We start from the raw sequence: 25690 nt of genomic DNA on the forward strand, positions 1-25690 counted from the left end.
GCTTGATTTTACATCAAGCTGCTGGCTTTTAAACGTTTATGCTCAACAAATTTCAGGCTGAAATCAAAAAATCTCTTTTAGTAAAAAATAATAATTCCTGAAATAACTACTGCTTCCGTTGTTTATCAGATTTATTTTTTTATTTCGTAAAAACTCCACCATACTCCAAATTTCTTCTCTCTTTTTTCTCTGTATGTAACGGAATTTTGTTGAAGCGTTTTGTAGAATGATTCTGTTGGGCCAAATTCTGCGAATGTCATAAACATTACCCCTTCGTCTGTCAGATAGTGACGGTACTGACTAAACAGAGTTTCTCCGTAACTTAATATGGTATGTCCGGAAAGTTTTTTTTCTGACCAAAATTCAGGAGATATTGGCCCATTAGCGAATATGTAGTCATATTGACCTTCGACAGATTCAAAAAGATTACTATTCATAAAATGGATATTAGTAACCTTATTCAAATAAGCATTACTTTTAGCGTGGTGCAATATATGGTCATCAATATCTGTTGCTATTATTAAAGATGCACCATGAAGAGCGCAGTAAATGGCAAGAACGCCACTGCCAGTTCCTATGTCGAGAACTTTTTTTCTTGTGAAATCATGATGATCAATGTTTTTTATAAGCAATGGTGTGGAGTGCGTTTGTGATGGGGATGGAAGAAATACTTGAGGGATAACAGATAAATTAATTCCTGCCAGTGCCATTTTTACAGGAAGTCCATTATTCGTTCTTAGTTTTTCCTGTTCTAACCACCATTCCATATAATTTTTACAGTTCTTATTCATGGTAAGCCCTTTTTTAAGATAATTTTCAAGTATGAAGGACAGATGCGAACAAGAGATTTTTTATTTCACGTGCTCCACTACACGAGATCTCACATTTATTATAAAACCCTATATTTTCTGCTTCTTAATAATAGAAGTTAATGACCGAACAAAATTTTTGAAAACCAAAATAGTTTCATTTCTAATGGTGACAATAATACTGAATATTTGTTTGCAATCACTAATCACTACCATTTATTGGTACTTTGGTGATTGAGTTAGTATTTATGAATATTTCTCCCATTAAGTTTATCAGCATACTGTTGCTTTTCCCTATTACAGATTTTGTTATAGGTTTTTTTGGGGAAAGTATTTCGTTGTCGGATACCAGCATAAAGCATAATTCGAATACCCTTCTGTAATAGAGATTGGAGAAAAATCCCAGTGATTGGCTAATATACCTTTCAAGAATTATTATAATTTATTCTGTTTATTTTTTTATATAGCATCTGCATTGCTATCATTGTTTTGAATTGTATTTCACTGAAGTGTGGCGGTTTCAGCAATGACGGTCAGCCGGAGTTCTGCTGACCATCGTTCTGTGGTTTAGTCTGCATCGGGTACTGATTTCCCCTTTGCGCTTACCTGATTACGCCTGTTATACAGGATAGCTTCCGATTCAAGATTGATGCTCCGACATGAGTCATTTTATGATTGAATTCGGTGGCTGCTTAAATGGTCATGTTTAATCGTAAACAGCGATTGCACCAAATCGTAAACAAGGTCTCATATAACATGGTGGTCAAAGTCTTCCATAGAAAAATTTAATGATTTTTCGAGGTTTTTCCTGAGCTTTATCGTTGGCACAAATCGTAAGGAAAGATCCCTCTTCAAACAATGAAAGAAACGATCTTCTTGTTCAACTTCACTCAGAACCCTTGATGTATTGACTAACATTTCAGCTCTTGGGATACGAATTTTTTCGTACTGACGCAGAGCCGAAATTGGATCTGGCTGTTGCTTAAGTACATGTCCCAAAACAGCAGCATCTTCGATAGCCATACCTGCACCCTGACCGAGGCTGGTAAGCATGGGATGAGCCGCATCTCCCAAAAGAGTGATCCTTCCTTTTCCCCAGAGAGGTGAAAAAGGTCTATCTTGTGCCGGAACAGCAATGATATCTTCGGGTGGCGTTTGCAGGATGATATCAGAAACAATAGCCGGCCATCCCTGATAATACGCCAGGATATCTTTATTATTTCCTTGCCAGTTATGGGTCTGTTCAGCACACATATTCGCAGTCCCCCACCAATAGACTTCACCACCTCCCACGTCGATCAAACCGATTCGTTTTCCTGCCCCCCAATAATGACCAACGTAACCCGGTGTGATCTGCGGATGTTGATAGCGAGTAATAGCTAACCAACAGATATAATCGGTTGAACGAACGGGTTTGTTCCCTTGAATATAGTCACGGACAAAAGAGTAGATCCCATCAGCACCAATGAGCAAATCACCATCGGTTTCTCTGCCATCAGCAAAACGGACAGAAATGCCATTATCCCTTTCAGTGATCGCGGTGACTTTAGCGCCGACATGGATAATATTCTTATCAAGCTGCTGTAGCAGAGCTTCCTGCAATGCCTTACGAGATATACAAACACTATCAAATCCATTAGAAGATGAGACTTCAGGTATTGGTAATCTGCGTATCAAACGATCTTTGGCATTCCTAATTTCAAAGCATTTAATTGGAGCACCAAAGTGCTCCAATTTCAGATTAATACCAATAGAGGATAAGGCAGCAACAGCATTGGACATTACAGATAAACCTGAACCTGCTGTACGTAAAGTAGGTGCTTGTTCATAAATTTCAACAGAATAGCCAATCTGCCGTAAAACTATAGCAGCAGTTAGTCCGCCAATACCTGCTCCAATTATGATCACTTTCAATGGACGATTCATACTTTCTCCGAAACCAACAATGCTTGTTTTTTAGAGGATTTATTCATTTCTTGAAGGATTACTTTGGCAACTTTTGCCACATACGGCTCTTCCATAATTTCCAAATGATCACCTGGTACATCGATGACATTGATATGGCCATTTGTTTTGCTCTCCCAGCCATTTTTAGGATCTCGATACTTACTTCCTACCGCATCATGCATAGAGCGTAGTACTTCAGGCAATGGACGCGTTGCATGTAATAAAGTCATATTGATATCTGCTGTGTAAGCAGCATAATCCGTCGCTGCTTGCCAATTGGCCTTATACACATCAAATAATCTTTGTACTACAGCACGAGAACTGCCTTGTGGAATGGCTCCTGTGGCAATAGCATGCCCTGTGATATATTCGAATCGCTCCTGCAAAGACGTAATATGTTCCGGTACAATTTGTTCAGGGAGAGTCGCCCCTTTATTAAGCCACAATAATTCCCAAAAAAACCATTTCAGTAGTGCTTCACCATTCATTTTTTCTTGAGGCTCTGTGTTAAGAGCAACAGTATCTAAGACGAAAAGATCTGCAACATCTTCCCCATGCTCTTTCAGTTGACGTGCCATCTCAAATGCGACAAATCCTCCATAAGACCAACCTCCGATTGAATATGGGCCATGTGGTTGAATTTGACGTATGGCTTCCAAATAATTTGCAGCCTGTTCTTGAATACTGGTCAATGGCATAGATCCTGCGTCCACTCCATGAGCCTGCAACGCATAGAAAGGTTGATCCTCAGGGAAATGCTTCACTAAACGTAAATAGGACAATACATTTCCCCCCATTGGATGGACAAAAAACAATGGACGTTTATGACCTGTAGTACGCATAGGGACGAGGGGGCTGAATTTTGGATATCCTCCCTTTTCTCTGACATATGTAGCTAATTGTGCAACAGTTGGGTTACTAACAAAGAGAGACAAAGGAATGCTGGTACCGAAATGTTTTTCCACCAAAATGACCATTCTCATGGCTGTCAATGAAGTGCCACCGATATCAAACAAGTTTTGATGAACAGATAAGCTGGGTATTTTCAACAAGTCCGCAGCCAGATCACACAATACTTGCTCATAGTTGTCTCGTGGAGCAATATCCTCTATATCATTATGCCCATGCATGATCTGTATACTACGTAACGCTGCATCATCACGTTTTCCACTGGGGGTCTTAGGCAGTGATTCCAACCATTCTATTTGGGAAGGGAGCATGTGTTTAGGAAGAATTTTAGACAAATGTTGCTGTACGCAAACAGTAAATGTTTCGTTCTTTTCTCCGATCAGGAAAGCAACCAGGAAACCATCACTTCCATCTCTCTGTTGAACGACGACAGCAACGTCTTTCAGTATTTCGTCAGCACCGGGAGTACTTGATACCGCTAATTCTATTTCCGCCAGCTCAATGCGATAACCACGGACTTTAACCTGCGTATCCTTGCGGCCTAAACAGAGAATATTGCCATCCTTAAGCTTCACGCCCAGATCGCCGGTACGATACAGTGGCTCATCACTGTCTTTAAGCATAATAAAGTGCGCTGTTGTTAATTCTGGCTGGTGGTAATAACCCGACGCCACAGGTAAACCTCGGGCATAAATTTCACCTTGTTCACCAGAAGAGACTTCTTCTAACTGACTGTTAAGGAGTACCACATCTGAATTGTTAATACTTTTACCAATGGGGGGAAGAGCAGGGAAAGACTTTGGATCGCCCTGCATAGTAAATGCAGTGATGACATGAGTTTCCGTGGGGCCATACTGATTCTCAAGGATACCGTTACTTATTTGTTCAATAAACAGACGAATATCTTCGGTAACCCGGAGTTGTTCACCTGATGAAATGACAACTTTCAGATTTTTCGGGTAAGTGCCCAATGCTACTGCTGTTTCCGCTAATTGCTGGAGTGCAATATAAGGCAAGTAGACCCTCTCTATCTGGTAAGTATCAATAATACGCAGTAATTGCAAAGGATCACGTCGTTCATCTTCACTAATAAGGTGTAATTCTCCACCAGAAGTGAGCGTGGAGAAAATTTCCTGAAATGAAACGTCAAAACTCAGAGGGGCATACTGCAAGGTGGAACGGATATTTTTACCAGTATGAGTTCCATTCTGCCAGATAATCAAATTTGACAGGCTACGATGTGGTATTGCCACGCCTTTGGGTTTCCCTGTTGAACCTGATGTAAACAGTAAATAAGCCAACTGCTCAGGGACTATTTTTATATCTGGTACATGCGCATTTCCGTTTATTAACGTGTCAACTCTCATTGTCGGGACTGTAACTACATTGAGTAATGTGTCGGATTTACCATCAACGATAGCCAACATCGGCTGAGCTTGTTCCACCATAGCTTCAATACGCTGAGCCGGATAATTCAGATCTAATGGCAAACATACTCCTCCTGCTCTCATCACACCAATCAGTGATGCAACTAGTGTAGGAGAGCGATCAAGAGCAATAGCGACAGGCGTATTCTGGACAACTCCCTCAGAAATCAGCGCGGAAGCAATTTTTCCAGCCTCGAACCAGAGTTTTTCATAACTCCATTGCTGATCATGATAATGAATTGCTATTGCATCAGGTTGCTCCTGTACATTTTTCACAATCATGGTCAGCGTTGATATAAATTCTTGGGATGGTATTTCCTTGTTTCTTTTTGTGACTGCCTGACTCAGGGTTGCCAATTGATCACCATTATTGACCATTCTGTTCAATATGGTCATATAGGTGTCAAGGTAAGTATCAGCTTGAACTTGTGAGAAAACACTTCCATCAAAGTCACATCGTAGATGATTTTGACCTGTGATGAAGTCAGTCATGACATTGAGTAATACTTCAAAATTAGTTTCTTCCCACGGGTCAAATCCGATTAGAGATAAATCAGGACCATTAAATACTTCAGATAATACGTGGAAGTGAATGTAATTGAAGGCGGAACTTATTCTTGCCCCTTCACCTGCTGCCTGCTGGATAGCGTTAAGCGGATATTTGCGGTATGGTGCATGATACTGTTCAGCGCTGAATACAGCATGAAGGCACTCTTTCCATGTTTTGTCAGATATGGAGAAACGTACCGGTAGTGTATTAAGAAACAAGCCCAGCATCTGCTCTGAATTCTGTGCATCAGGTCTGCCGTGGGTAACCAATCCAGTGGCGATTTCATCCTGATTCGTCACTATAGATACAGTCAAACAATGTGCAGCAAAGAAAACCGATTTAATTGAAACACTTTCTTGTTGTACCAGTATCTTCAGTTTTTCTTCAATTTCTTCTGGAATAACTGCCGTTTTTGTGAAAATCCGATTTTTTGGCAAACTTTCATACAATCGGTAGCTAGGGAATTGAGTTCGGGGAAGTCCATTAAACAGTTCTTTCCAGAACACTCTGTGTTCCTGATCTTGTAGTGCGTGGAGCTCATCTTGTATATATAGAGCAGGTGATGGCAGTACATCAGTTTCAGAAAAATATATACCATCATTAAGGTAACGAGAGAAAAGTTCATGCATCAAATTTGCCACACTACCGCCATCGAGAATGGCATGGTGGAAACTAAATACCACTTCTATGGTGTCTACGGTTCTGAACAGGCAGATGTGGTACAGTGGTGCATAATCAAAATGGTAGTCCTGACAACTTCTTTTTTCCATGTATTCTTTAAGCAGTTGTTCAGATTCAGCCAATGTCAATAAACTAAGATCTTGAATTTCTACTGCATAATCAAGATCGATTCTGTGATTAATGATTTGCAAAGGCTCGCTGAAATCAGCCAAGTTAAAGTGTGAACGAAGAACGGGATGGCGTTGGATAAGTGCTGCTGCACTTTTACGAAAGTTTTCCGGTTTCCATTTTCCTTTCAATGTATAGCGGAAAACATCTTTATAAGTAGCTGAGTCTTTACTTTGCTGACTATGGTATATCAGGCCGAGTTGGAGCTGAGTTGCAGGAAATGCATCAGCATATTGAGAAAGTTTCGCGCGCTCTTTTTCTTTGATCAATGCAAAAGGGGATAATTCAACGGTTCTTTGAGCCTTATGGCCGATATCAATTTGTTGACCCAACTCAACTATTGTCAAATGCTGTGATAACTCAGAAAGAGTCACATTCATTCCCGCTTTTTCAGCTTCAGAACGAACTTTCAACATTAAGATGGAGTCACCTCCCAGAGTATAAAAATTGTCCTGCACACTGAGTTGTTCAATTTTTAGTACACGTTTCCAAATTGCTGCCAATTTATATTCAGTGTCAGTCTGAGCATCATCATGTCTACTCAAAACTTCTGTTTTCACAAATGCGCTAAGAGCCTCACGATCTACTTTACCGTTTGGAGTAAGAGGAATGAAAGGAACCTGAAAAAATTTCAGTGGAACCATGAAATCGGGTAAAAATTCCAGTAAAGTTTTACGCAGTTTTTCAGAAGTAAAACTCTGGTTATTTGTAACCTGATTATTTGTAATCTGATTATTTGTAACATAGTATGCAAAAAGGTAAGTACCATCATTATTGTTCTTTTGTGGTAAAACTTCTGCTTGGGTAATTCCAGGAATGCGCTCGAGAGTGTTTTGAACTTCCCCCAATTCAATGCGATTGCCTCTAATCTTCACCTGATTGTCAATTCTTCCCAAATATTCGATGCTACCGTCAGATAACCACCTTGCTAAGTCTCCTGTGCGATACCAGCGTTGTTCTCCATCCCAAATGAATTTCTCATCAGTTAATTCTGGCTTATTGTGATAACCACGGGCTAATCCAATACCGCTGATCTGTAACTCACCAGCAATTCCTACTGATTGCCGAGTACCATGCTGAGACATGATCCTCAGTGAAATGTTGTTAATCGGAAAACCAATAGGAACCCGGTTGATAACATCATTATTTTCAGGAAGAAACTCGAAATATGATACATCTACAGTTGCTTCTGTTGGACCATATAGATTAATCAGGGTTGGTGCATTTAAGCCAAAGACGGAAAAGATTTTACGGAATTGATTAACCCGTGTCGGAGGAAGTGCTTCACCGCTGGTGAACACCCGGCGTAAGCTGGTTAATTTATCCACTAATTCAGGTTCGCTTTCCAAAATATCTAAGAAAGGCTGGAGCATAGAGGGAACAAAGTGCAATGTAGTAACATGATGTACACTGATTGCTTTTATTATCTCTAATGGATCTTTGTGAGCACCGGGTGGTAATAAGTGGACTGATGCCCCAGAGATCGACCACCAAAATAGTTCCCAAACAGAAACATCAAATGAAATCGGTGTCTTTTGCAGTACCACATCGGTATTATCCAGTGGATAACGTTCTTGCATCCACTCAATCCGATTTACCACTGAATAATGATCGATCATCACTCCCTTAGGTTTCCCTGTAGAGCCTGATGTATAAATCATATATGCCAAGGAATTTGCCGTAGATAAATTGAACTGTTTTACATTCTCTTGAGCAGGAATGCTATTACCATCAATTACAATATAAGATTTGGCGACTAAAGACTGATTAAGTTTGTCAGATACGATGACTTCGACACCGCTATCATTCAACATATAATCAATCCGCTCCTGCGGATAATTAGGATCTATAGGTAGATAAGCAGCACCTGCTTTTAATGCAGCAAAAATAGCTGTTAACATATCCGTGCTACGATCCATTAAGATTGCAACAACGTCTCCTTTTCGTACTCCCTCTTTCAGTAAAACAGTAACCATATTGTCTATACATGTCTGGAACTGAGAATAAGTGAGAGTAGGTTGCTCGCCAGAGTTTGCGATAGCTATCGCTTCCCCATGTAATGAAACCTGAGCATCAAATAGCGTTGATAAAGTTTCTTGTTTCGAGAATTCTGTGACAGGGCCCTGTTCAAAAAGACCTAATTGAGCGGCTTCTTCTGCTGAAGAGAGGCTTACTTCTGAGACAGTTTTTGTTGGGGATGCAATAAGTTGTTCGCTAATATGCTTTATAGAGGCAGTAAGCATTTCAAATGTATAGTTTTCATCGAAAATATCTACAGCCCCAGCGATATCAACAGTGACATCATTATTGTCCCCATAAGTACTTATATGTATCGCAATTGCATCATCTTCGTGAGCTGCCCCATAGTTCTCTACATTTTTATAGGAATAGCAGGAAATATCTCTTATAGGGAAGTGGTTATAAGATACTGTGACATCAAACCATTGACGTTTTATCGTTCCTAGAGACTTAAACAAACGCCCTAGGGGAATATGTTCAAAAGTTTTCAGTTTTGTAATGTCTGTTTTAATGCGAGCTGCTAAGTCAATAAGGGTATCGTTTGCTCTTACCTCAAAGGCAAGTGGTAGAGTATTAGCCCATTGACCAGCAACATTGAGTTGATTAATGCGGCGGTTGAGTAGAGGGACACCTATTATTAACTGGGTATTATTATGTATCCGTGACAATAAGATGATTACCGCAGACATAACAACTTGGTAGGGATTGATTCCTTGAGATATTCCTTTATCAACTTCAGTCTTAGCCAATATATATCGGTGGCGCATGAAACGGGAGAGATTAGTTTTCTTTTTGCGATTAAAAAAAACAGGTTCATTACGTTGTGTTAACGTAGTTAATTCTGCTATTTGTTGTTCTATTTCTGGTTGTGACAGAATTGTTTCTTGTTCAATTATTGCTGAAATATATTCCTGATAATTGTCATGCAATATTTCCTGGTTAATTTCATTGTTCTTATAATATTGGAGGATTTTTTCTGCCAATTGATTTAGTCCCCAACCATCACAAACAATATGGTGGGCACGAAGAAAAATAGCAGTACATCCATTTTGTAGATTTCTTACCAGAGCCGCTTCAAGGAGCGATTTATCCTCCAGATTGAAAATTCGTTCTGACCATTTACTGAGGAGTGCAGTAACATTCTTACCTTCAGCATCAATGATTTCCGCTTGCTTAACTGTAATATCTTGTATCTTTTGATTCAAAACTCCGGCTTGTTCGACAATACGTAATCGGCATGTAACGTCATGGTTAAGGATATTATTAATTGAGTGAAAAAGTTTTTCAAAATTAACATTATCTTTTAACATTCTCGCTACAGATAAAGTAAACTGACCGCTTTCTGGATTACGTTGAGTCTCGTAGTAGATTTCTTTTTGATACTGAGTAAGAGGTACAACTTGTAATTTGTTCATGGCTATTTGCATTATAATTAGAAAGTTTTATTTTATTAATTACACTCTCCTTAACACAATGCCCATTAATTTATATTGAATTACATTTTCTATTCAAGGCGTAACAAAAATCGGCTGTTAGAGTAATCTTTCCATTTCCTGGATACGGGTATCAATACTCAGTGAACGGGATACATCTATAATCCGTTGTTGATGGAGAAAAATTTGCTGAACAGCTTCCTGCCTAATTATATTCATCAGATTAGCAGACCTGTGAGGTGTCAGGAATTCTTGCCCCACTGCACTCCATATATAGTGTAAGTTCAAAATAAATTTTTTCAGTGATAATTACTGATGATAATCATTAAATTAATCGCATTTTCTGGAAAAATGCGACACGTTTTTTCAGAAAGAAGTAATCCGTGTCGCAGTATCTGTCAGTTAATCCGATTAATAACTTGGATCTGACTGTTCTTGCCTTCTATTGTTAATAAAGCAGGACAGACAAAGTACTATTGTTGCCAGAATCAGGCAATAAATGATAATCGGCCAGGTAGTGGCATTGGATAAAAGTGTAATGGTAAGTGTTCCGCCTATTCCCAACAGTAACCCTCCCAGACAGGAGTAGAATGCTGTTACAGTTCCGGCCATATAATCAAAACCTTGTAGTGCGCCATTGGGTGCTACTGAAATCGCCATAGAGATTCCAACACCGACAAGCCACATTGGGACTATGAAACCAAATACCGACTCAGGTATGAGCGTTTCTCCAACAGACAGCAACAGTGCTCCTGCCATCAGGCAGAACATTCCCATCCGTAACGTATTCAGGATTCCCCATCGGGTAATCAAACTCCCCACACTTCGCGCAGTCACCATCATTGCGATAGCCACAGTTGCAAATAGCAAGCTGAAAGTAATTTTTGATAATCCTTGTCGGCTCATCATTACCCACGGGGCAGTTGAAAAGAAGACAAAGAAGCTTCCTAGCCCTGCACTGTAGCAGAGGGTGTATAGCCAGAAATTCAAGCGTTTTACAGGAAGAAGTAGTTGCGACCACTGTAAGTTTGCCGCCCGTTGCCGCCGGGTTTCTGGACAGAGTTTCCAGACCATAATAACCGCAACTGCCATCGCAAATCCTAATAAACCAAAAATTGCACGCCACCCGAGCCAAATGTCAACCAGCGTCCCGAGCAAAGGAGCTACTGCCGGAACCATGGCAAGCATAGAGCCGAGCAAGCCATAGATGACGTTGATTTCTTTACGACCTGAATAGATGTCGCGTACAGCCGAGAATATGGCTACGAGACATGCTGAAGCCCCGCAGGCTTGAATAATGCGGAGACCCAAAAAAACTTCTGGTGATGAAATTATGGCAAGGCCGAATGAAGCAACCGCGTAAGCAATTCCACCGCTAAGCAAAATAGGACGACGACCGAACAGATCTGACAACGGGCCAAATAGAAGCTGGCCGACTCCTAACAAAATCATATATACAGTCAGCGTTAGCTGGATCGTTCCTGCTCCGGCCCCAAGTGCATCAGCGATGAAAGGCATTACGGGCAGATACATATCCATAGCCAGCGATGCCAGTAAATTGAATGGGGATAACAGTAATATTGTGGTGGTAAGAGAATATTGCCAGAAAAAATCTTTTGAGTGCACGAATTCATCTCCTAAAGTGAAGGATTTGACGGCGTACTCATAGAATAGAGAGATTCTTGAGGACGCCGCAACAACCGGTAAAACTATGGTTGCTGCGGCTTATCTATCTGTTGTGTGCTTTTTGAGAATACTCATATATGGGTTATCTTATAGTGAATCGTATCGTAAAATCTCCATGCTGAGATGCAAAGAGCCTTGAATTAAGAGTAATACTTTATAGGTGATTATTCAACTCTTCTAACCATGTTTTCTTGATTGTGACAGAGATGACATTTTATTATAAAAGCCAAAGACACTTATATATCTCGAATTATTGTTTTTAACGAGGCAACGCGATAAATCCCTCTGCCAGCCCATGGATCTCTATACCTTCCGGCATAGCCTCCCCAACAGTTACCTGTCGAGACATAACTTGACGTTTTAAATCCGGGCGCCAATTTATTATTAATTGTCCATTGCTACCATGAGTCAGAATGTCTGGATTTACCAGCTTGTTCAGGGATAAATCTGAAAACCGAAATTCTGGTTATCAACTGAACAAGTGGTTAAATTAAGTTCTATTTTAAGAAGTGAGCAGAAGTATGTATGCGTTTTCGTAACAGCACTTGCAACCGAATTTGCATTATAAAACAAGCGATGAACAGTCCAGAACACATTCCCCACCATATACCCGCAGGGCCGAGAGAATACTGCGATAGCCACCATGCGAGTGGGAGTCCAATTCCCCAATAACTCACCCCAGAAATAATAACCGTAATTTGTGCATCCTTCAGAGCACGGAGAAGTCCACATACCATTGTTTGCCAACCATCCAGTAAACATAGCAGGGCAGCAAACGGTACTAACATTAATGCGATGTTCTTGGCTTCAGTTGCCTGATTTATATCTGAAGGTAGAAAAAGGGATAATAATTCATTTGGGATCAGCAGCAAGACAGATATGGTAAATAATGACCATAACAGGATTAATGTGTTTCCAATCCAAGATAAGTTACGCACTTTATGCCAGTTTCCTGCCCCCGAGGCTTGACCTGCACGCATGGAAACCGCATACATCAGACCCAGTGGTACAGTGAAACTTGCGATGACCAATTGCATAAGGCTTTGATGAGCAGCCAGCGTGATAGCACCCAAGGCTCCCATGAGCCAGGCACAGCCATTAAACAAGCTATTTTCCAGACCAAGGGTTCCCGCTGTAGGTATACCAATTTTAAGTAATTCGGGCATGATGGATAAGTCTTTGCGGGTGAATCGGGTAAAGATTGGATAGCGCTTGTAGTGACGATGTAGGCAAAGAATAACAACGAATGCGATTCCCATATAACCATATGTAATAATAGATGCAATGGCGATGCCATATATCCCCATCATTTGGGATAAAATCCATCCTAAACTACCAGAAAGAATAAGTGCGCTGAACATAATAAAGGGAATGGGACCCGGTTTACCAATGCCAGCGGTGAATCCTCTCAATGCAAGAAATAAAAGACCAAATGGCATACCCCAAACGAGTATGTGCAAAAATTTTTGAGCCACTTCTACCGTCTGAGGGGGTTGTCCAAGCATCAGCATCAGAGGGGTGACATTCCATAAAAGTATTCCCATTCCCAAAGATAAAAGCAGAGCAAGAAGTAATCCACAACGAATGGCCGATACAATATCACGACGGCGCCCCGCGCCATGATAGATAGCAACCAGATTGCCGGCAGCAGAAATAACACCGAATGACAATATGTAGCATAAATAGAATGCCGAAATAGCCAATGCGCCTGCTGCAAGTGCCTGTGGTCCGAGTTGCCCCATCAGCAATGCATCGATAAAGAAAATTCCACTTTGAGCACATTGGGAAATAATTAATGGTGTCGCAAGCGTCAGAATAGAACGCACATCGTCCAGCCAATTAGGAGACTTAATAATGTTCTTTGTTTGAAGGTTTATATTCAAATTTACATCCTTGCTCAGCTTGATAAATCTGCCCCACAGAAAGGTCATGCTCCCAATGATTAGATCTGTTATGAAATATAGTATTCACGTTCAATGAACGTACCTACCACTTTGTCATGCATCTCTTCGGATTTGGAATAACCTATTGTTTTTCTATTCAGCCTCTTTATCCGGATACGAAGCGTAAGATTTGTTCTCTCGATACGTTGGGTAAATTTCTTTCCCGTGAGGTGTTTTTCCTGAGGCAGGCAATCGTAAACGGCATAATCATCTGTACAGTAAAACCGGATAGTAAAAGGAGACAAGAGTGCCAGCAGCTTTTTCAACGTTTTCCTGCTGCGATCCCCAAACACATGTGCCACTACCCGTTTCTTATTCGGCTCCCAGGCATACCAGAGCCAGCGTTGATTTTTCTTATTACCGACAAATGACCACTGCTCGTCTATTTCACAGACAAGATGAATCTCACTGCCCGTAAGCGGCAGCGTAGTCACTTGTCTTGGTGTGAGTTTTTTAATGTGCGAATGACTGTGTTAATGCCGACTTTCAGAACCCGAGCCGTGTCCCTGACACCGGCGTTATTCATGGACATATCAATAATTTGCTCTTTCATGCCGGGCTGGCAAGCTTGATAGGTATAATTCAGTTGGAAGGTCTTACGGCAAGCATAGCAGTGATAGCGGGGATGCCCAGTACGCCCTTTTCCATGCCCTTTAACCTCGTCTGTTTTATGACAGTAACGACAAACCACATCCACTTTAGCCATATCTCACCCAGAATAAAAAGCAGGGAGTTTATCACAAGATCTAATCATTGGGAGAATGACCGAATAAAAACAATAGGAATAGAAGCGGAAATTGCTGCCAACCAGAACGGAAGATTGATGCTGTACATCAAAAGCCATGTACCTATTGGTGGGCCGATAGTCCAACCTATATTAATAAAAGTGTAGTTCAGCGAAAAAATCTTTGCTTTCATTGACGTTGACAGTGTATCGGCAAAATAACCTTTCAGTACTGTTGAAAACACAGAATAGGCACAGTTTATTAACGAGATAAAAACTACAACCAAGCCTGCGTGGTTAATCAGGGGAATCGAAATAAAACCACAGATAAACGCAATAATGGCTAACAGCATGTAGCGTTTTTTATCGAACTTATCCGCCAGAATCCCGAACCCCATACTGAAGAGTACACCAATAGTTAAAGCAACGGAGATAGCAATCCCGACCATATCAACCGGCATCTGATACTGATGGGTCAGATAGATGGCCATAAAGGGAAGTGTAGCCCCACGCCCTATGGTCAACAGCAGAGAAGAAACCAGTAATGCACTGGTTGAGATATTTGATTTGGAAAACATTTACTCATTCCCTGAAAATAGTTTTTGTTATTATGCTGAAACGCACTGTCCTGCAAGATAATTTTCTTAAATGCTGACCTATTTGAATCACGAAACTGACGTTTTTCCTGCTTTGTTTTTATCTGAATACGGTAAACTGATTCATTATTTTTATATGATAAGAAAAAAAGAAGAATATCATGGATAACGCCTTCCAGAAAGCGCGCTGGTTACGGGACTTACAACGTTTTTTACCTCTGAAAAGTCAGTTTGTACTGTCCGGTAATGTCAGGGATCTGCAATCGTATGAGATTGCGCCGAAAATTATCACACCACTGGCATTGAATCAGGCTCTGCAAAATACGTTATTTGATATGGGTTATGTGCATATCATGACATTTAATCCGCTTTCTGGATTTACCTTGACTAGTCATTCGTCACAGTCGGAAGGACAAGGGCAGGCATTATTACAACGACTGGGACTGTCGATGAATGCCAATCGTATTCCCGGTGGTATCGATTTGCTAAATAACGTATTGGAGAAATGGGTAGAATACCCGAATGAGCCAATAGCATTATGTGTGGACTTTGCTTCCTGCTTGATCTCCCAGCGTGAAAATCTCTCTGTGGTTGAGCACCATCTGTTTACTCGCGCCTTAATTCTTTCTCATCAGGCGAAAGCCCGTCCGGCAGGGGCACAACGCCAGCCATTTTTTAATACCATTTTCTGGATAGTCGAAAAAGAAACCGATTTACCGGACTGGTTTCTGATTAATAATCCCCGGATCCGTCATATTCTGGTTGCTAAACCTGACGGACAGGTGCGCCGGGCACTGGCACCGACTTTATTGCGTTCACTGCCGGGCTTTGAACTGTTGACGGCTGATGAACAGATCGCCTTACTAAATGAATTTATTGATGAAACCGAAGGGCTGTTACTGTTCGATTTAACCGCTATCGTACAGCTTGCCCGTCTTGAGAGTGTCCCGGTCATACGTATCAGTGATGCGGTCAGGCGTTATAAAGTCGGTATTACAGAAGATCCGTGGCAAAAGATTAATAAAAATAAAATCCGTAATGCCTATGACATCATACAACGGCGTGTAAAAGGACAATATCACGCTGTCACACATTTACTGGATATTATTAAACGGGCTGTAACCGGCGTCGGCAGCAATAAAAACGGACGCCCGCGTGGTGTATTGTTTCTTGCCGGTCCTACTGGTGTCGGGAAAACTGAGTTGGCAAAAACTGTTACTCAGATGTTGTTTGGTGATGAAAGTGCCTATATCCGCTTTGATATGTCGGAATTCAGTGCCGAACATGCCGATCAGCGTCTTATCGGTGCACCTCCCGGCTATGTCGGCTATAACACAGGAGGCGAACTGACTAACGCCATCCGTGAAAAACCGTTCAGTGTTGTGTTGTTTGATGAAATTGAAAAAGCCCATCCACAACTGATGGATAAGTTTTTGCAGATTATTGATGATGGTGTATTGACATCCGGTCGCGGTGATCGTGTCTATTTTTCTGAATCGTTGATTATTTTTACCTCGAACCTCGGCATTTATCGGCTGAATAATGAAGGAGAGCGGGTCGCTAACATCACATCGGATGAACCGTTTGAAACCGTACAACAAAATGTGAAACGGGAAATTGAACGCTACTTCAAACTGGTGCTGAACCGCCCGGAATTGTTGAACCGCATTGGCGAAAATATCATTGTATTTGATTTTATCCGGCCGGATGTGGCAGAGCAGATTTTCAGTCAAATGGTGGATAATATTCTGCGCGGGCTAGAGAAACAGGCGCTAACTATCACGATAGCCGATAAGGCAATGGTAACCCTCAAATCCCGCTGCCTTGCGGATTTATCTAATGGTGGACGAGGTATCCGTAATCAGCTCGAAATTCATCTTATCAACCCGTTATCACGGACTATCTTTGATCAGAATGCCCGGCCAAACGACGCTTTTTGTATCACCGAGATTGCATTAGACGAAACAGGCGGAATGACAACGGTGCAACTGACGCGAGTTACGGAGTCAGTTTGATGGAGATCAATCTGTCGCGTCTGCATTATCCCGTGACCTCCCTGGGGCCTGGAAAACGTATCGGGATTTGGACACAAGGATGCAGTATTCGTTGTAAGGGATGTATGTCACCTGACACATGGCGACCAACACAACAACGCATTGCCGTCAGTACCTTGATAATAAAGCTCAAACCATGGCTGACAGAAGCCGAGGGTATCACCATTTCCGGTGGTGAACCTTTTGAACAGCCGGATGCACTTTATACATTGTTAAAAATGTTACGCGGTCATTTTTCTGGCGACATTCTGGTTTTCAGTGGATATGAATATAGCGCGTTAAAAACTATGTTACAGACAATGGAAGGTTTGATTGATGCGTTGGTATCCGGCCCGTATCAACAAGAAGCGACACAGAATTTGCGTTTACGGGGCAGTGACAATCAGGAACTTCATCTTCTGACTCCGTTGGGCAGACAGCGTTATCACACTTATCATCTGCCGCTGGACGAAACGGACAAGGTTTTAGATCTCGCTTTGGATGCACAAGGCAGAGTGTTTATTGCCGGTATTCCGGGAAAGGGCGACATGGGGCTGTTCAGAGATCTGCTTATGCAAGGGGATCATCAGGTAATACAGATTAAAAAATAGAATAACAACAGGTATGTAATGGTTATGATGCGTTTTTGCCCACATTGTCAGACAGAGCGACCACTGACCGAAATTTTCTGTGAAGGTCATATCAGCACACAGCCGTGCAGATGGGATTTATCTGCTGAACCTATCCATGAAACAGGCTGGCGTCCGCAAGCACCGGACAGCGTACCAACGGCAGAATCCGCAGATGCAGAGCTTCAGGAACATATTTATGTTTGTGTAAACGGTCACCCGATGGAAGAAGGTGATCTTATTTGTCTGCAATGTGGTGAGGATGCTGCCGAATTTTCTGTGGAAACCCCCATTGCTCAGAACACAACGCTTTTACCCGCAGAGCCAGTACCGGCATATATCGGGGACTGGATGCTGGGTGAACGGATCAATGGCAGTGATAGTCCGCGTGAGCGCTACTATGTGACTCATCAGAAAACCGGTCAACAGGGGATTTTAACGCTTTATCTGTTGGGTGAAGAACCCGATCAATCTGTCTATGATGTATTTCGGCTTTTGCCGAAAAGCCACGTACCAGAGTTGCTGGACACAGGCCGTCAACACGGCAGACCGTGGCATGTGACAGAACATATTCCCGGAGGCTCGTTAGAGGTATTTATTGTCCGGGGCGACTATTGGCAATCAGAAGAGATCCCTCTGCTTATCCGGGAAATGGGGCAGGCACTGGCCGCCTTTGCAGAGCATGGTTTACGCCACCGTGATCTGAGACCTTCCCATCTTATGATCCGTCAGCGTTCGCCACTGGATCTTGTGATTATCGAATTTGGTTCTGCCTGTTTGTCGGAGTTCGACCTTGATATCGTTTCACCGCTAGATATCAGCCGTTATAGTGCACCGGAAATCTTAGCAGGAGGAGTGTCCGCTGCTTCTGATTGGTGGAGTTTGGGCATTATTTTGCTCGAACAACTCACTCAGGGACGCTGTTTTGAACAGGTTCACACCAATGCGTTTTTGATTCAGGTGATGACTCACGGTGTCACCATCCCGGATGATTTGGATGAGAATATCCGCATTCTGCTGAGTGGATTATTAACCCGTGATCGCACACAGCGTTGGCAATGGCCGGAGGTATCAGCATGGCTGGACGGGCGACCGATGGCTGCGCCGGTTGAGGCGAATCAGCAGCAGCCACAACATGGGCGACAGATTACGCTTGCCGGACAGGCATATGGCCAACCAGCACAGTTTGCTCTGAAAGCGGCAGAAACCGCGCAATGGGATGAAGCCTTGTCCTTGTTACTGCGTGGTGAACTTTTCTCATGGCTTGCCGGAATGAGTCACTATGAAGCAATCCACCCGCAATTGCGTCTTTTTGCCGATACCCAAGAGATTGATGACAACCTGCGCCTGATGCTGACCTTAAAGGTACTGAATCCGGATATGCCGTTTATTTACCGGGGTGAGCTCATCACGCCTTCTTGGTTATTAGAACATACGGATATCAGTTACAGTTTGATTAATGCTCCACTGGCACAACTGTTACGGAAAATCGATCCTGAGCACTGGTTGGTGCAGCTTTATTCACGTCAGCAGCAGATCCGTAGCCGGGCAGCGACGCTGGAAATCACCCTGAATGAAAATATACTGAAAATTTATCTGCTGATTACCTCCCATAGTCAGCTTATTGCCCGCTGGCAGGCACATCATCAGTTGTTTCCCGATACACATCACAGTGGCTTACGGACATTGATTGACAGGCAGAATCTACAGAACGAAGACCTTATTCTATTATTGAGTGCCGACATCGGACAGTTTATTGCACGCCAGACATTACTGGATCAGGCAATTAAACTGGCGAAACGCTATCGTATCAGTACATTTGAGCGTACGAAGGCAGAAGAGTTATTGCAGTTACCCCGTCTGACACTGTATCAGCAGTTAAGAGAGCGGATCGGTAATTTTTGTCGGTGTGGAATCGCAGATATTGATGAATGGACAGAACAGTTTTTACTGACACAGCGTCTGCCGCTTGAACAGATCATTGTGATGCTGGCGATTGCTGCGGAACACTGGGTCGTACCAGAAAAACAGCGCTATATTCAGCAGGTCATGCAGTTTTTTACCCGGAAAATTACCGCAAATACACAACGGGGCTCTTTAGTTCGTATGCGTCTGACCCCATCGGCAGGCCGGATTGATCTAACTGAACTAAATGGTGTCCAGAAAAATGGTATTCAGAAAAGTGCGCAGGATCTGTTACAACATTTAATTAACAGGCCGAAAAATGCTATTACAATCGATAGCCAGACCTTATTGCAAATGCCCAAAGTCAACGACAGGCTGAGGATATTGCAGTCAAAAACTGAACTATATCAACGTGATACTGGTATAAATGGCATGTATCTGGGATTTCCGTTTTTGCTTATTCATACCTGGCCTTTACAGATGAAACCCCGTATTGCTCCACTGTTTCTCTGGCCGGTTAATTTGGTGATGAATGCCGGACTGCGGGGTGTTGCCCGTTTGCAGTTTGATAATGAACGCGGAGCAGTGAGACTCAATCCCGCGTTGGTCAGTTTGGATGGTATTCCTCCGGTAAAAGAGTGGCAGGCGATTCTGGAACAGCTTCTCGGGTATGCCGGACTGACGGTCGATGGTGTGATGGAGAAGCTCTCTGTTGTCATGCCGGTGACGGTCAGGAATTTATCTGCATTACCATCGGATCCGGAAATCGGAGAAAACAGCGCATCACTGTGTTGCTCAGCCGTACTTTTTCACACGTCATTCATCGGACAGGCTATCGGCGAAGATCTACAACAACTTGCTGGTTTGCCGGTTAGAAACACCGCATTGGAAAAAGCACTGGGGCTGGCGGAACCCGAAGCATCAGAGTCTCTACCGTTAAAAACAGAAGAACGTTATTTTGTCAATGCGATGGACCCTTCTCAGGAAACGGTGGTAGCGGCGGCACGGCAAAACAGGGGGTTATTGATTGAAGGACCGCCGGGGACCGGTAAAAGCCAGACGATTGTTAATCTGATTGCGGATACTATCGGGCAGCAGAAAACAGCACTGGTGATTTGTCAAAAACCGGCGGCACTGAAAGTCGTGTATAAACGCCTGATAGCTTGTGGCCTGATGAACCGCATTGTGCTTGTACATCAAGCTCAGAAAGGACGTGATATTATTCAGTCGGTGCGTTCACAGATTGATGGTCTGTTTACGCGCCGGAAAACCAATGATCAGACGACAAACTGGGTACGTGAGCGTGATATTGCCGTCCAGCGCATGGACAAATATGAATCTCAGTTGGATGATTATTATAATGGGTTATACCAGTATCATGAAATGACAGGAGTCTCTTATCGTCAACTGATGGCCTCCCTGATTGCATGGCGTGATGAGGCAGGGATCAGTCTAGATTTACCGAAATTGCAGCCATTGTTCCGTTCACCGGACGCGGTTGAAACAGGCAGAATCATTGATGATATTGTTCAGGCCGCACCTCTATGGCTGGCTGCCAATTACGAGGGTAGCCCGCTGTCACAATTGTGTTCTTTCTCTGCGGATGACGACAGTTGTCAGCAGTTCAACCAGTATTTTGCCGGATTTATGCAGGCTGAAGCAGAGCGGGAACAGACCCTGATACTGCCTTATACACAAATCGCCATTGAAACATTGACTCACCATGAGGCCGCACTGGCAGCCTGTAAAACAGCATTTGCCTCATTATCTTCTCTGACATGGCAGCAATTTGCCCGTTGGCTGCCACTGTTTCATAATGAAAAGTTTTACAATGAAAAGTTCCGCGATGAAAAAGGGCAACAGTCGCATGGTTCACAGGTTATCAGCCAACTGGAAGCACTGATTACGCAGTTACAGCAGGTTGATACCTCGTTGTGTGATCCTCGCTTATTTCATCTGCTGGCGGATTGTGAAAACCTGTTGCTTGCACAATTGTCACAGGCATTAAAAGAAAAACAACATACGTCATTCTGGCTGTACCTGAACCCATTTTATTATGTCCGTCAACGCAAACTTAACATTTTTTCTGCTACGCACGGTATCAGCGATAATCCGACACAGCACATAGCATTTTCTCATTCAATTAATGCCGAGCAGACATGGCGCCTTATCCGTAATGAACTGAATCAGTTGCATCAACAACTTGGGTTAGAAGCATTTTCTGAACCTGATACCTTTTTATTACTTCAGGCATTGGAAAATACGACAGATAACCTTCGTCGGATTGCCGAATTGGCGCAGTTTGTGGTGGATTATCCGCAGCCAATTCATTTATTCAGTGCCATATGTGACGGCCAGCACGCCGGTTTTTCACAGCAGTGTCTTGAAATTGAGGCGGCGATTATACGCGCTCAGGCACAAGAAAAGAGCCGTGCCGCATTCAGTGTACTGACTCCGTATCTGATTATTCAGACACAGCAGCAATTTACCGAGGCGATTAAAAATCAGACGTCTCTTAACCGCGATCTTGCTGCTATAGAGGCAGCACTACCGACGTTAAAGCCTTATTTGCAGTTCAGTGCGCTTTCTGGCGATTTCGGTGAGACTCATCGGGAAATTCTGGCATTATTGCGCCCTTATGCCGCCGAACTTTCCCAGTTGAGCGATACCGCATTAAGTCAAACCATTAAGAAAACACTAAGACACTCTTATTACTTAGCTTTGAAAGCATTGCTCGAACGCTGCACCCCCGCGTTATCCGCAGAGCAGGACACACTGGACTACCATGCTCAACAACTGGAAAACACACAGGCAGAGTTGCAGACACTGAACCGTGACGCCTTCAATAAGGGATTAGAATATCAGCAAATCAGCCCGCGAAAAGATTGGGAAGAGATTACCCGTTTAACAGGAAAACGGGCCAGAAGATTACGGGAATTTATCGAAGAAGGGGAAGCGTTCGGCCTGATGCGTCTGCGTCCGGTATGGCTGATGACACCGGATGTCGCCAGTCAGGTTTTACCGCTCAAAGCCGGTTTTTTTGATACGGTCATTTATGATGAAGCCTCTCAGATGCCGATAGAATATGCTTTACCAACGTTGTATCGCGGTAAGCGAATGATTGTCAGCGGTGATGAGAAACAGATGCCGCCTTCCAGTTTCTTTGCAGGTTCGGTCAATCATGAGGATGACGACGAAGAAAACGGCTCCCCGGAACAGCAACAGGAAAAACCGCAAAGTGAGTGGGGCTATCGCCAAATCGGTGAGTGTCCTGATTTATTGCATCTGGCACGGACGGTATTACCGGTTTATACGCTCGATATTCACTATCGTTCTGCTTACCGTGATCTGATTGATTTTTCAAACCATGCGTTTTACGAAAAACGTCTGAATATCCCGGCACAGCACTCAGAAAAAGTACTCAGTAAGATCAAACCGTTGTCATTGGAGATGATCAATGGAACGTACAGCAATCAGATTAACCCCGACGAGGCGGAAGCCATTGTAACGTGTCTGGCTGAAATATGGCAGGCACCATTTGAAAACCGCCCGTCTGTCGGTATTGTCACCTTTAATCAGAAACAGGCACAGCTGATCCAGCATCTCCTGATTGAGCGCACTGAAACAGAGACGGATTTCTGTCAGGCTTATGGTCAGGAAATACAGCGGCAGGAGCAGGGTGAGGATATGTCGTTGTTTGTAAAAAACGTTGAGAACGTGCAGGGTGATGAACGGGATGTAATTTTATTTTCCACGACGTTCGGACGTAACAAACAAGGGACATTCCGGCGCAATTTCGGGATATTAGGACAGACAGGTGGAGAGCGGAGGCTCAATGTGGCAATTACCCGCGCCAGAAAACAGGTAATTATCTTTTCATCCATGCCGCTGGATGAAATATCTGACTTGCTTTCAACTTACCGCAAACCTGAAATTCCCCGTGATTTCTTACAAGGGTATCTGGCGTTTGCCCGTAATCTGGCAACCGGACAAAACGAACATAATCAGGCGTTATTTAACAGAATGTGCCGAACAAATACCGGCCTGAGTGATAACAACCGGATTAATGATGGTTTTGTGCAATCCGTGGTGAATTTCCTACAACAATTCGAGCAACAATCCGTCCAACAACAAGGGTGGCAGATAGCCGAAGTGCAGCAAGCTGGGGTTTTCTATTTTGATTGCATTATTGAAGATAAACACAGCGGGCAATATATCATCGGGCTGGAATGCGATATGCCACACCACCCGTTATTACAACAGGCAAGAGCGCGGGAAGTATGGCGGGCGTCTGTATTAAAACATGTGATTCCGGCTCGTTACCGGATTTCTGTCGCGGAATGGTTCCATCAGCCAGATATCGCACAGCAGAAACTAATTGCAGCGATTACACAAGCCTTCTCAACGCATAATCTATAGGTATTGTTATGAGTTCATCCCTACATACAGTCAGGATCAGAAAACAACATTTTATTGCATGTCAACGAGCACATGCCAGATTAAGGCCGCTTTACCAACATTGGCAGTATATCAACCAAGCGCTTTCCTATGTGGATGAAACACGAAACCAGCTGTTTTCACAGCGGTTTCAGGCATTAAATACATGTATAAAACAGGAGGGCATCTCTTTATCACCGAATGAAATGGATATTTTGCAACGCCGTATTGAGAAATTTACGCAAGATATTCAGGATGAGATATTCCTGCTTGAGGCAGAATTACTGGAAAAACAGGCTGAAAAAGCAAGAAAACACCATCATCGCAGCAAAAATATGACATTCTTAGCTGGAATACTCAAAGAGAAACTACCGGTCAATCATCCGTTGAATACAGCATTATTTCAGTCATTACAGAATGAAAAGGATCCGCAAAGCGCTTTACTTTATCAGGCGTTAGAACTGGCGGCCAAAGAACAATCGCATCTGACAAAAGAACAATCGGCATTATTGTCTTCACTACTAGCTGAGCAAGGTGTAGATCTTCAACGTGACTGGCAGGCACCAACGACACCGGATTTGAAAATGGCTATTCAGTTTGGACAAATCGAAACCATGATAATCAAACTGGGTATTCTTGATAGCCAACGTGATCTCTCATCATATCAAGCACAGTATCAAACAGTTTTATCACTAAAAGATGAAGTACAAAGGCAGCTAAGAGCAGATTCACTGATTTTTGAACTAACAACACAGATTCGTCAGGAACAACATTTGCGGAATCTTCGTACCCAGCTGGCTATAGCAATCGCTGAGTTGGAATGTCTGGACGATAAAGAGGCAATAACCATTGCCCGTGAAGCCGACAGCATGTCACAGCAAGGCTCGTTTTCAGAGGTAACCGCTCGTTTGGAGCTTGTTAACGATGCGATTATCCGGACAGAGCAACGTATTATAGCCGCAGAACGACGCAATGTTGTGCTGGAAGGATTGCGTGAGTTGGGTTATCAGGTGAATGAAAATACGGTTAATGCGTGGTTGACTGACGGACAAGTGGTAATTTCTCATCCGTCAATGCCGGATTATGGCCTAGAGCTTGGTGCTGGTGGCGAAGAGAGTGCTCGTTTTCAGGTCAGAACCGTGGCATTTTCAGAAGAAAGAGATACTTCGCGTGATAGAGATATTGATGCTATCTGGTGCCATCAACACCATCAGTTACAGGAGAATCTGGCAAAATCCGGTGCAGAACTGACGATTGATAGGGCATTACCTCCCGGCAGTGGTAAGATGAAAGTCAGAGAGAGAGTTGATGCTGTCCGACAACAACGTGTGGTAAGCCACAATATATCAAAATGATCTTGAGCTGATTTATTTCTTTCAACGTGGAAAACCCGAGCAATAAGCTGTTATCAGGCACTGCCCTCATGGCAATTCCCCATGTTGAATGATCTCTGGAGAAAACGATAACGCGAGCATTATTATATTGGAGCTACAGAATCCCCTTAGATACTCAATAATATGTTGAATAGACAGATTCGACTAATAAGTACAACACAGTTAATTTAGGAGTAAACATACTCGTATTCCTTTAAATATTTGCATTAACGCGTATACAATATTGCATATCGAGTTTGGAGTTTAATATTAAAAATTTGTTATGGGCGTGCTGCATATATAAAAAATAAACGAAAAATATGAAGTAACTGATAGATTTTAAGTGAGGAAAGAGCACTGCATAACCTTGCAGATGATAAAAAACTCAGGTTTTATGAGTTAATTTAATATTAATCTTGAG

Annotated in this window: 10 protein-coding genes and 1 pseudogene; 4 read left to right on the forward strand and 7 right to left on the reverse strand. The window is 42.8% G+C overall.

Translation table 11 applies throughout. From position 1 onward, the window contains the following. Positions 1-131 precede the first annotated feature (131 nt). The 7 genes and pseudogenes from Xvie_RS10020 to Xvie_RS10050 all read right to left on the reverse strand — a co-directional run. Positions 132-791: a 50S ribosomal protein L11 methyltransferase gene (locus Xvie_RS10020; protein WP_086109186.1), complete on the reverse strand. Its 660-nt coding sequence runs from the start codon at positions 789-791 to the stop codon at positions 132-134. A 765-nt stretch (positions 792-1556) separates the two neighbouring features. Further along, a complete protein-coding gene (locus tag Xvie_RS10025; protein WP_086109187.1) occupies positions 1557-2735 on the reverse strand; it encodes an FAD-dependent monooxygenase in 1179 nt (392 codons plus the stop codon). After that, positions 2732-9925: an amino acid adenylation domain-containing protein gene (locus Xvie_RS10030; protein WP_167376261.1), complete on the reverse strand. Its 7194-nt coding sequence runs from the start codon at positions 9923-9925 to the stop codon at positions 2732-2734. The genes Xvie_RS10025 and Xvie_RS10030 overlap by 4 nt, the downstream gene beginning before the upstream one ends. A 429-nt stretch (positions 9926-10354) precedes the next feature. Continuing rightward, positions 10355-11569 (reverse strand): CmlA/FloR family chloramphenicol efflux MFS transporter, encoded by a 1215-nt coding sequence (cml, locus tag Xvie_RS10035; protein ID WP_086109189.1) that lies wholly within the window; start codon positions 11567-11569, stop codon positions 10355-10357. A 557-nt stretch (positions 11570-12126) separates the two neighbouring features. After that, a complete protein-coding gene (locus Xvie_RS10040) occupies positions 12127-13512 on the reverse strand; it encodes an MATE family efflux transporter (protein WP_167376262.1) in 1386 nt (461 codons plus the stop codon). Between the two features lie 68 nt (positions 13513-13580). Next, positions 13581-14278 (reverse strand): IS1 family transposase gene (locus Xvie_RS10045; protein ID WP_208612550.1). Its coding sequence is split into 2 segments (ribosomal slippage): positions 13581-14029 and positions 14029-14278, totalling 699 coding nucleotides; the frame shifts between segments, so codons are not numbered across the junction. A gap of 47 nt (positions 14279-14325) precedes the next feature. Then, positions 14326-14874 (reverse strand): annotated as a pseudogene (locus Xvie_RS10050) (MFS transporter); the annotation flags it as partial. Positions 14875-15053: 179 nt separating this feature from the next. Here Xvie_RS10050 and Xvie_RS10055 point away from each other — a divergent pair. From Xvie_RS10055 to Xvie_RS10070, 4 genes are read left to right on the forward strand one after another with little or no spacing between them, the layout of a single operon-like run. Then, positions 15054-16907: an AAA family ATPase gene (locus Xvie_RS10055; protein WP_086109191.1), complete on the forward strand. Its 1854-nt coding sequence runs from the start codon at positions 15054-15056 to the stop codon at positions 16905-16907. Beyond that, on the forward strand, positions 16907-17536 hold the full coding sequence (locus Xvie_RS10060) for a 4Fe-4S single cluster domain-containing protein (RefSeq protein ID WP_086109192.1): 630 nt from the start codon (positions 16907-16909) through the stop codon (positions 17534-17536). Before Xvie_RS10055 ends, Xvie_RS10060 begins: the two co-directional genes overlap by 1 nt. A gap of 24 nt (positions 17537-17560) precedes the next feature. Then, entirely contained in the window at positions 17561-23878 is a 6318-nt protein-coding gene (locus Xvie_RS10065; RefSeq protein ID WP_244175567.1) for a protein kinase domain-containing protein, read from the forward strand. Between the two features lie 8 nt (positions 23879-23886). Further along, positions 23887-25251 carry a hypothetical protein gene (locus Xvie_RS10070; protein WP_086109194.1) on the forward strand — a complete coding sequence of 455 codons (1365 nt, stop codon included), beginning with the start codon at positions 23887-23889 and terminating at the stop codon, positions 25249-25251. The last annotated feature ends 439 nt before the right edge of the window (positions 25252-25690 follow it).

Origin of the sequence: Xenorhabdus vietnamensis (assembly GCF_002127535.1) — a bacterium.
GTDB lineage: Bacteria > Pseudomonadota > Gammaproteobacteria > Enterobacterales > Enterobacteriaceae > Xenorhabdus > Xenorhabdus vietnamensis.

Bases quoted from the DNA above. Each gene is read 5' to 3' on its own strand.
- Xvie_RS10020 (WP_086109186.1), bottom strand. From the start codon at position 791: ATGAATAAGAACTGTAAAAATTATATGGAATGGTGGTTAGAACAGGAA.
- Xvie_RS10025 (WP_086109187.1), bottom strand. From the start codon at position 2,735: ATGAATCGTCCATTGAAAGTGATCATAATTGGAGCAGGTATTGGCGGA.
- Xvie_RS10030 (WP_167376261.1), bottom strand. From the start codon at position 9,925: ATGAACAAATTACAAGTTGTACCTCTTACTCAGTATCAAAAAGAAATC.
- Xvie_RS10055 (WP_086109191.1), top strand. From the start codon at position 15,054: ATGGATAACGCCTTCCAGAAAGCGCGCTGGTTACGGGACTTACAACGT.
- Xvie_RS10060 (WP_086109192.1), top strand. From the start codon at position 16,907: ATGGAGATCAATCTGTCGCGTCTGCATTATCCCGTGACCTCCCTGGGG.
- Xvie_RS10065 (WP_244175567.1), top strand. From the start codon at position 17,561: ATGATGCGTTTTTGCCCACATTGTCAGACAGAGCGACCACTGACCGAA.
- Xvie_RS10070 (WP_086109194.1), top strand. From the start codon at position 23,887: ATGAGTTCATCCCTACATACAGTCAGGATCAGAAAACAACATTTTATT.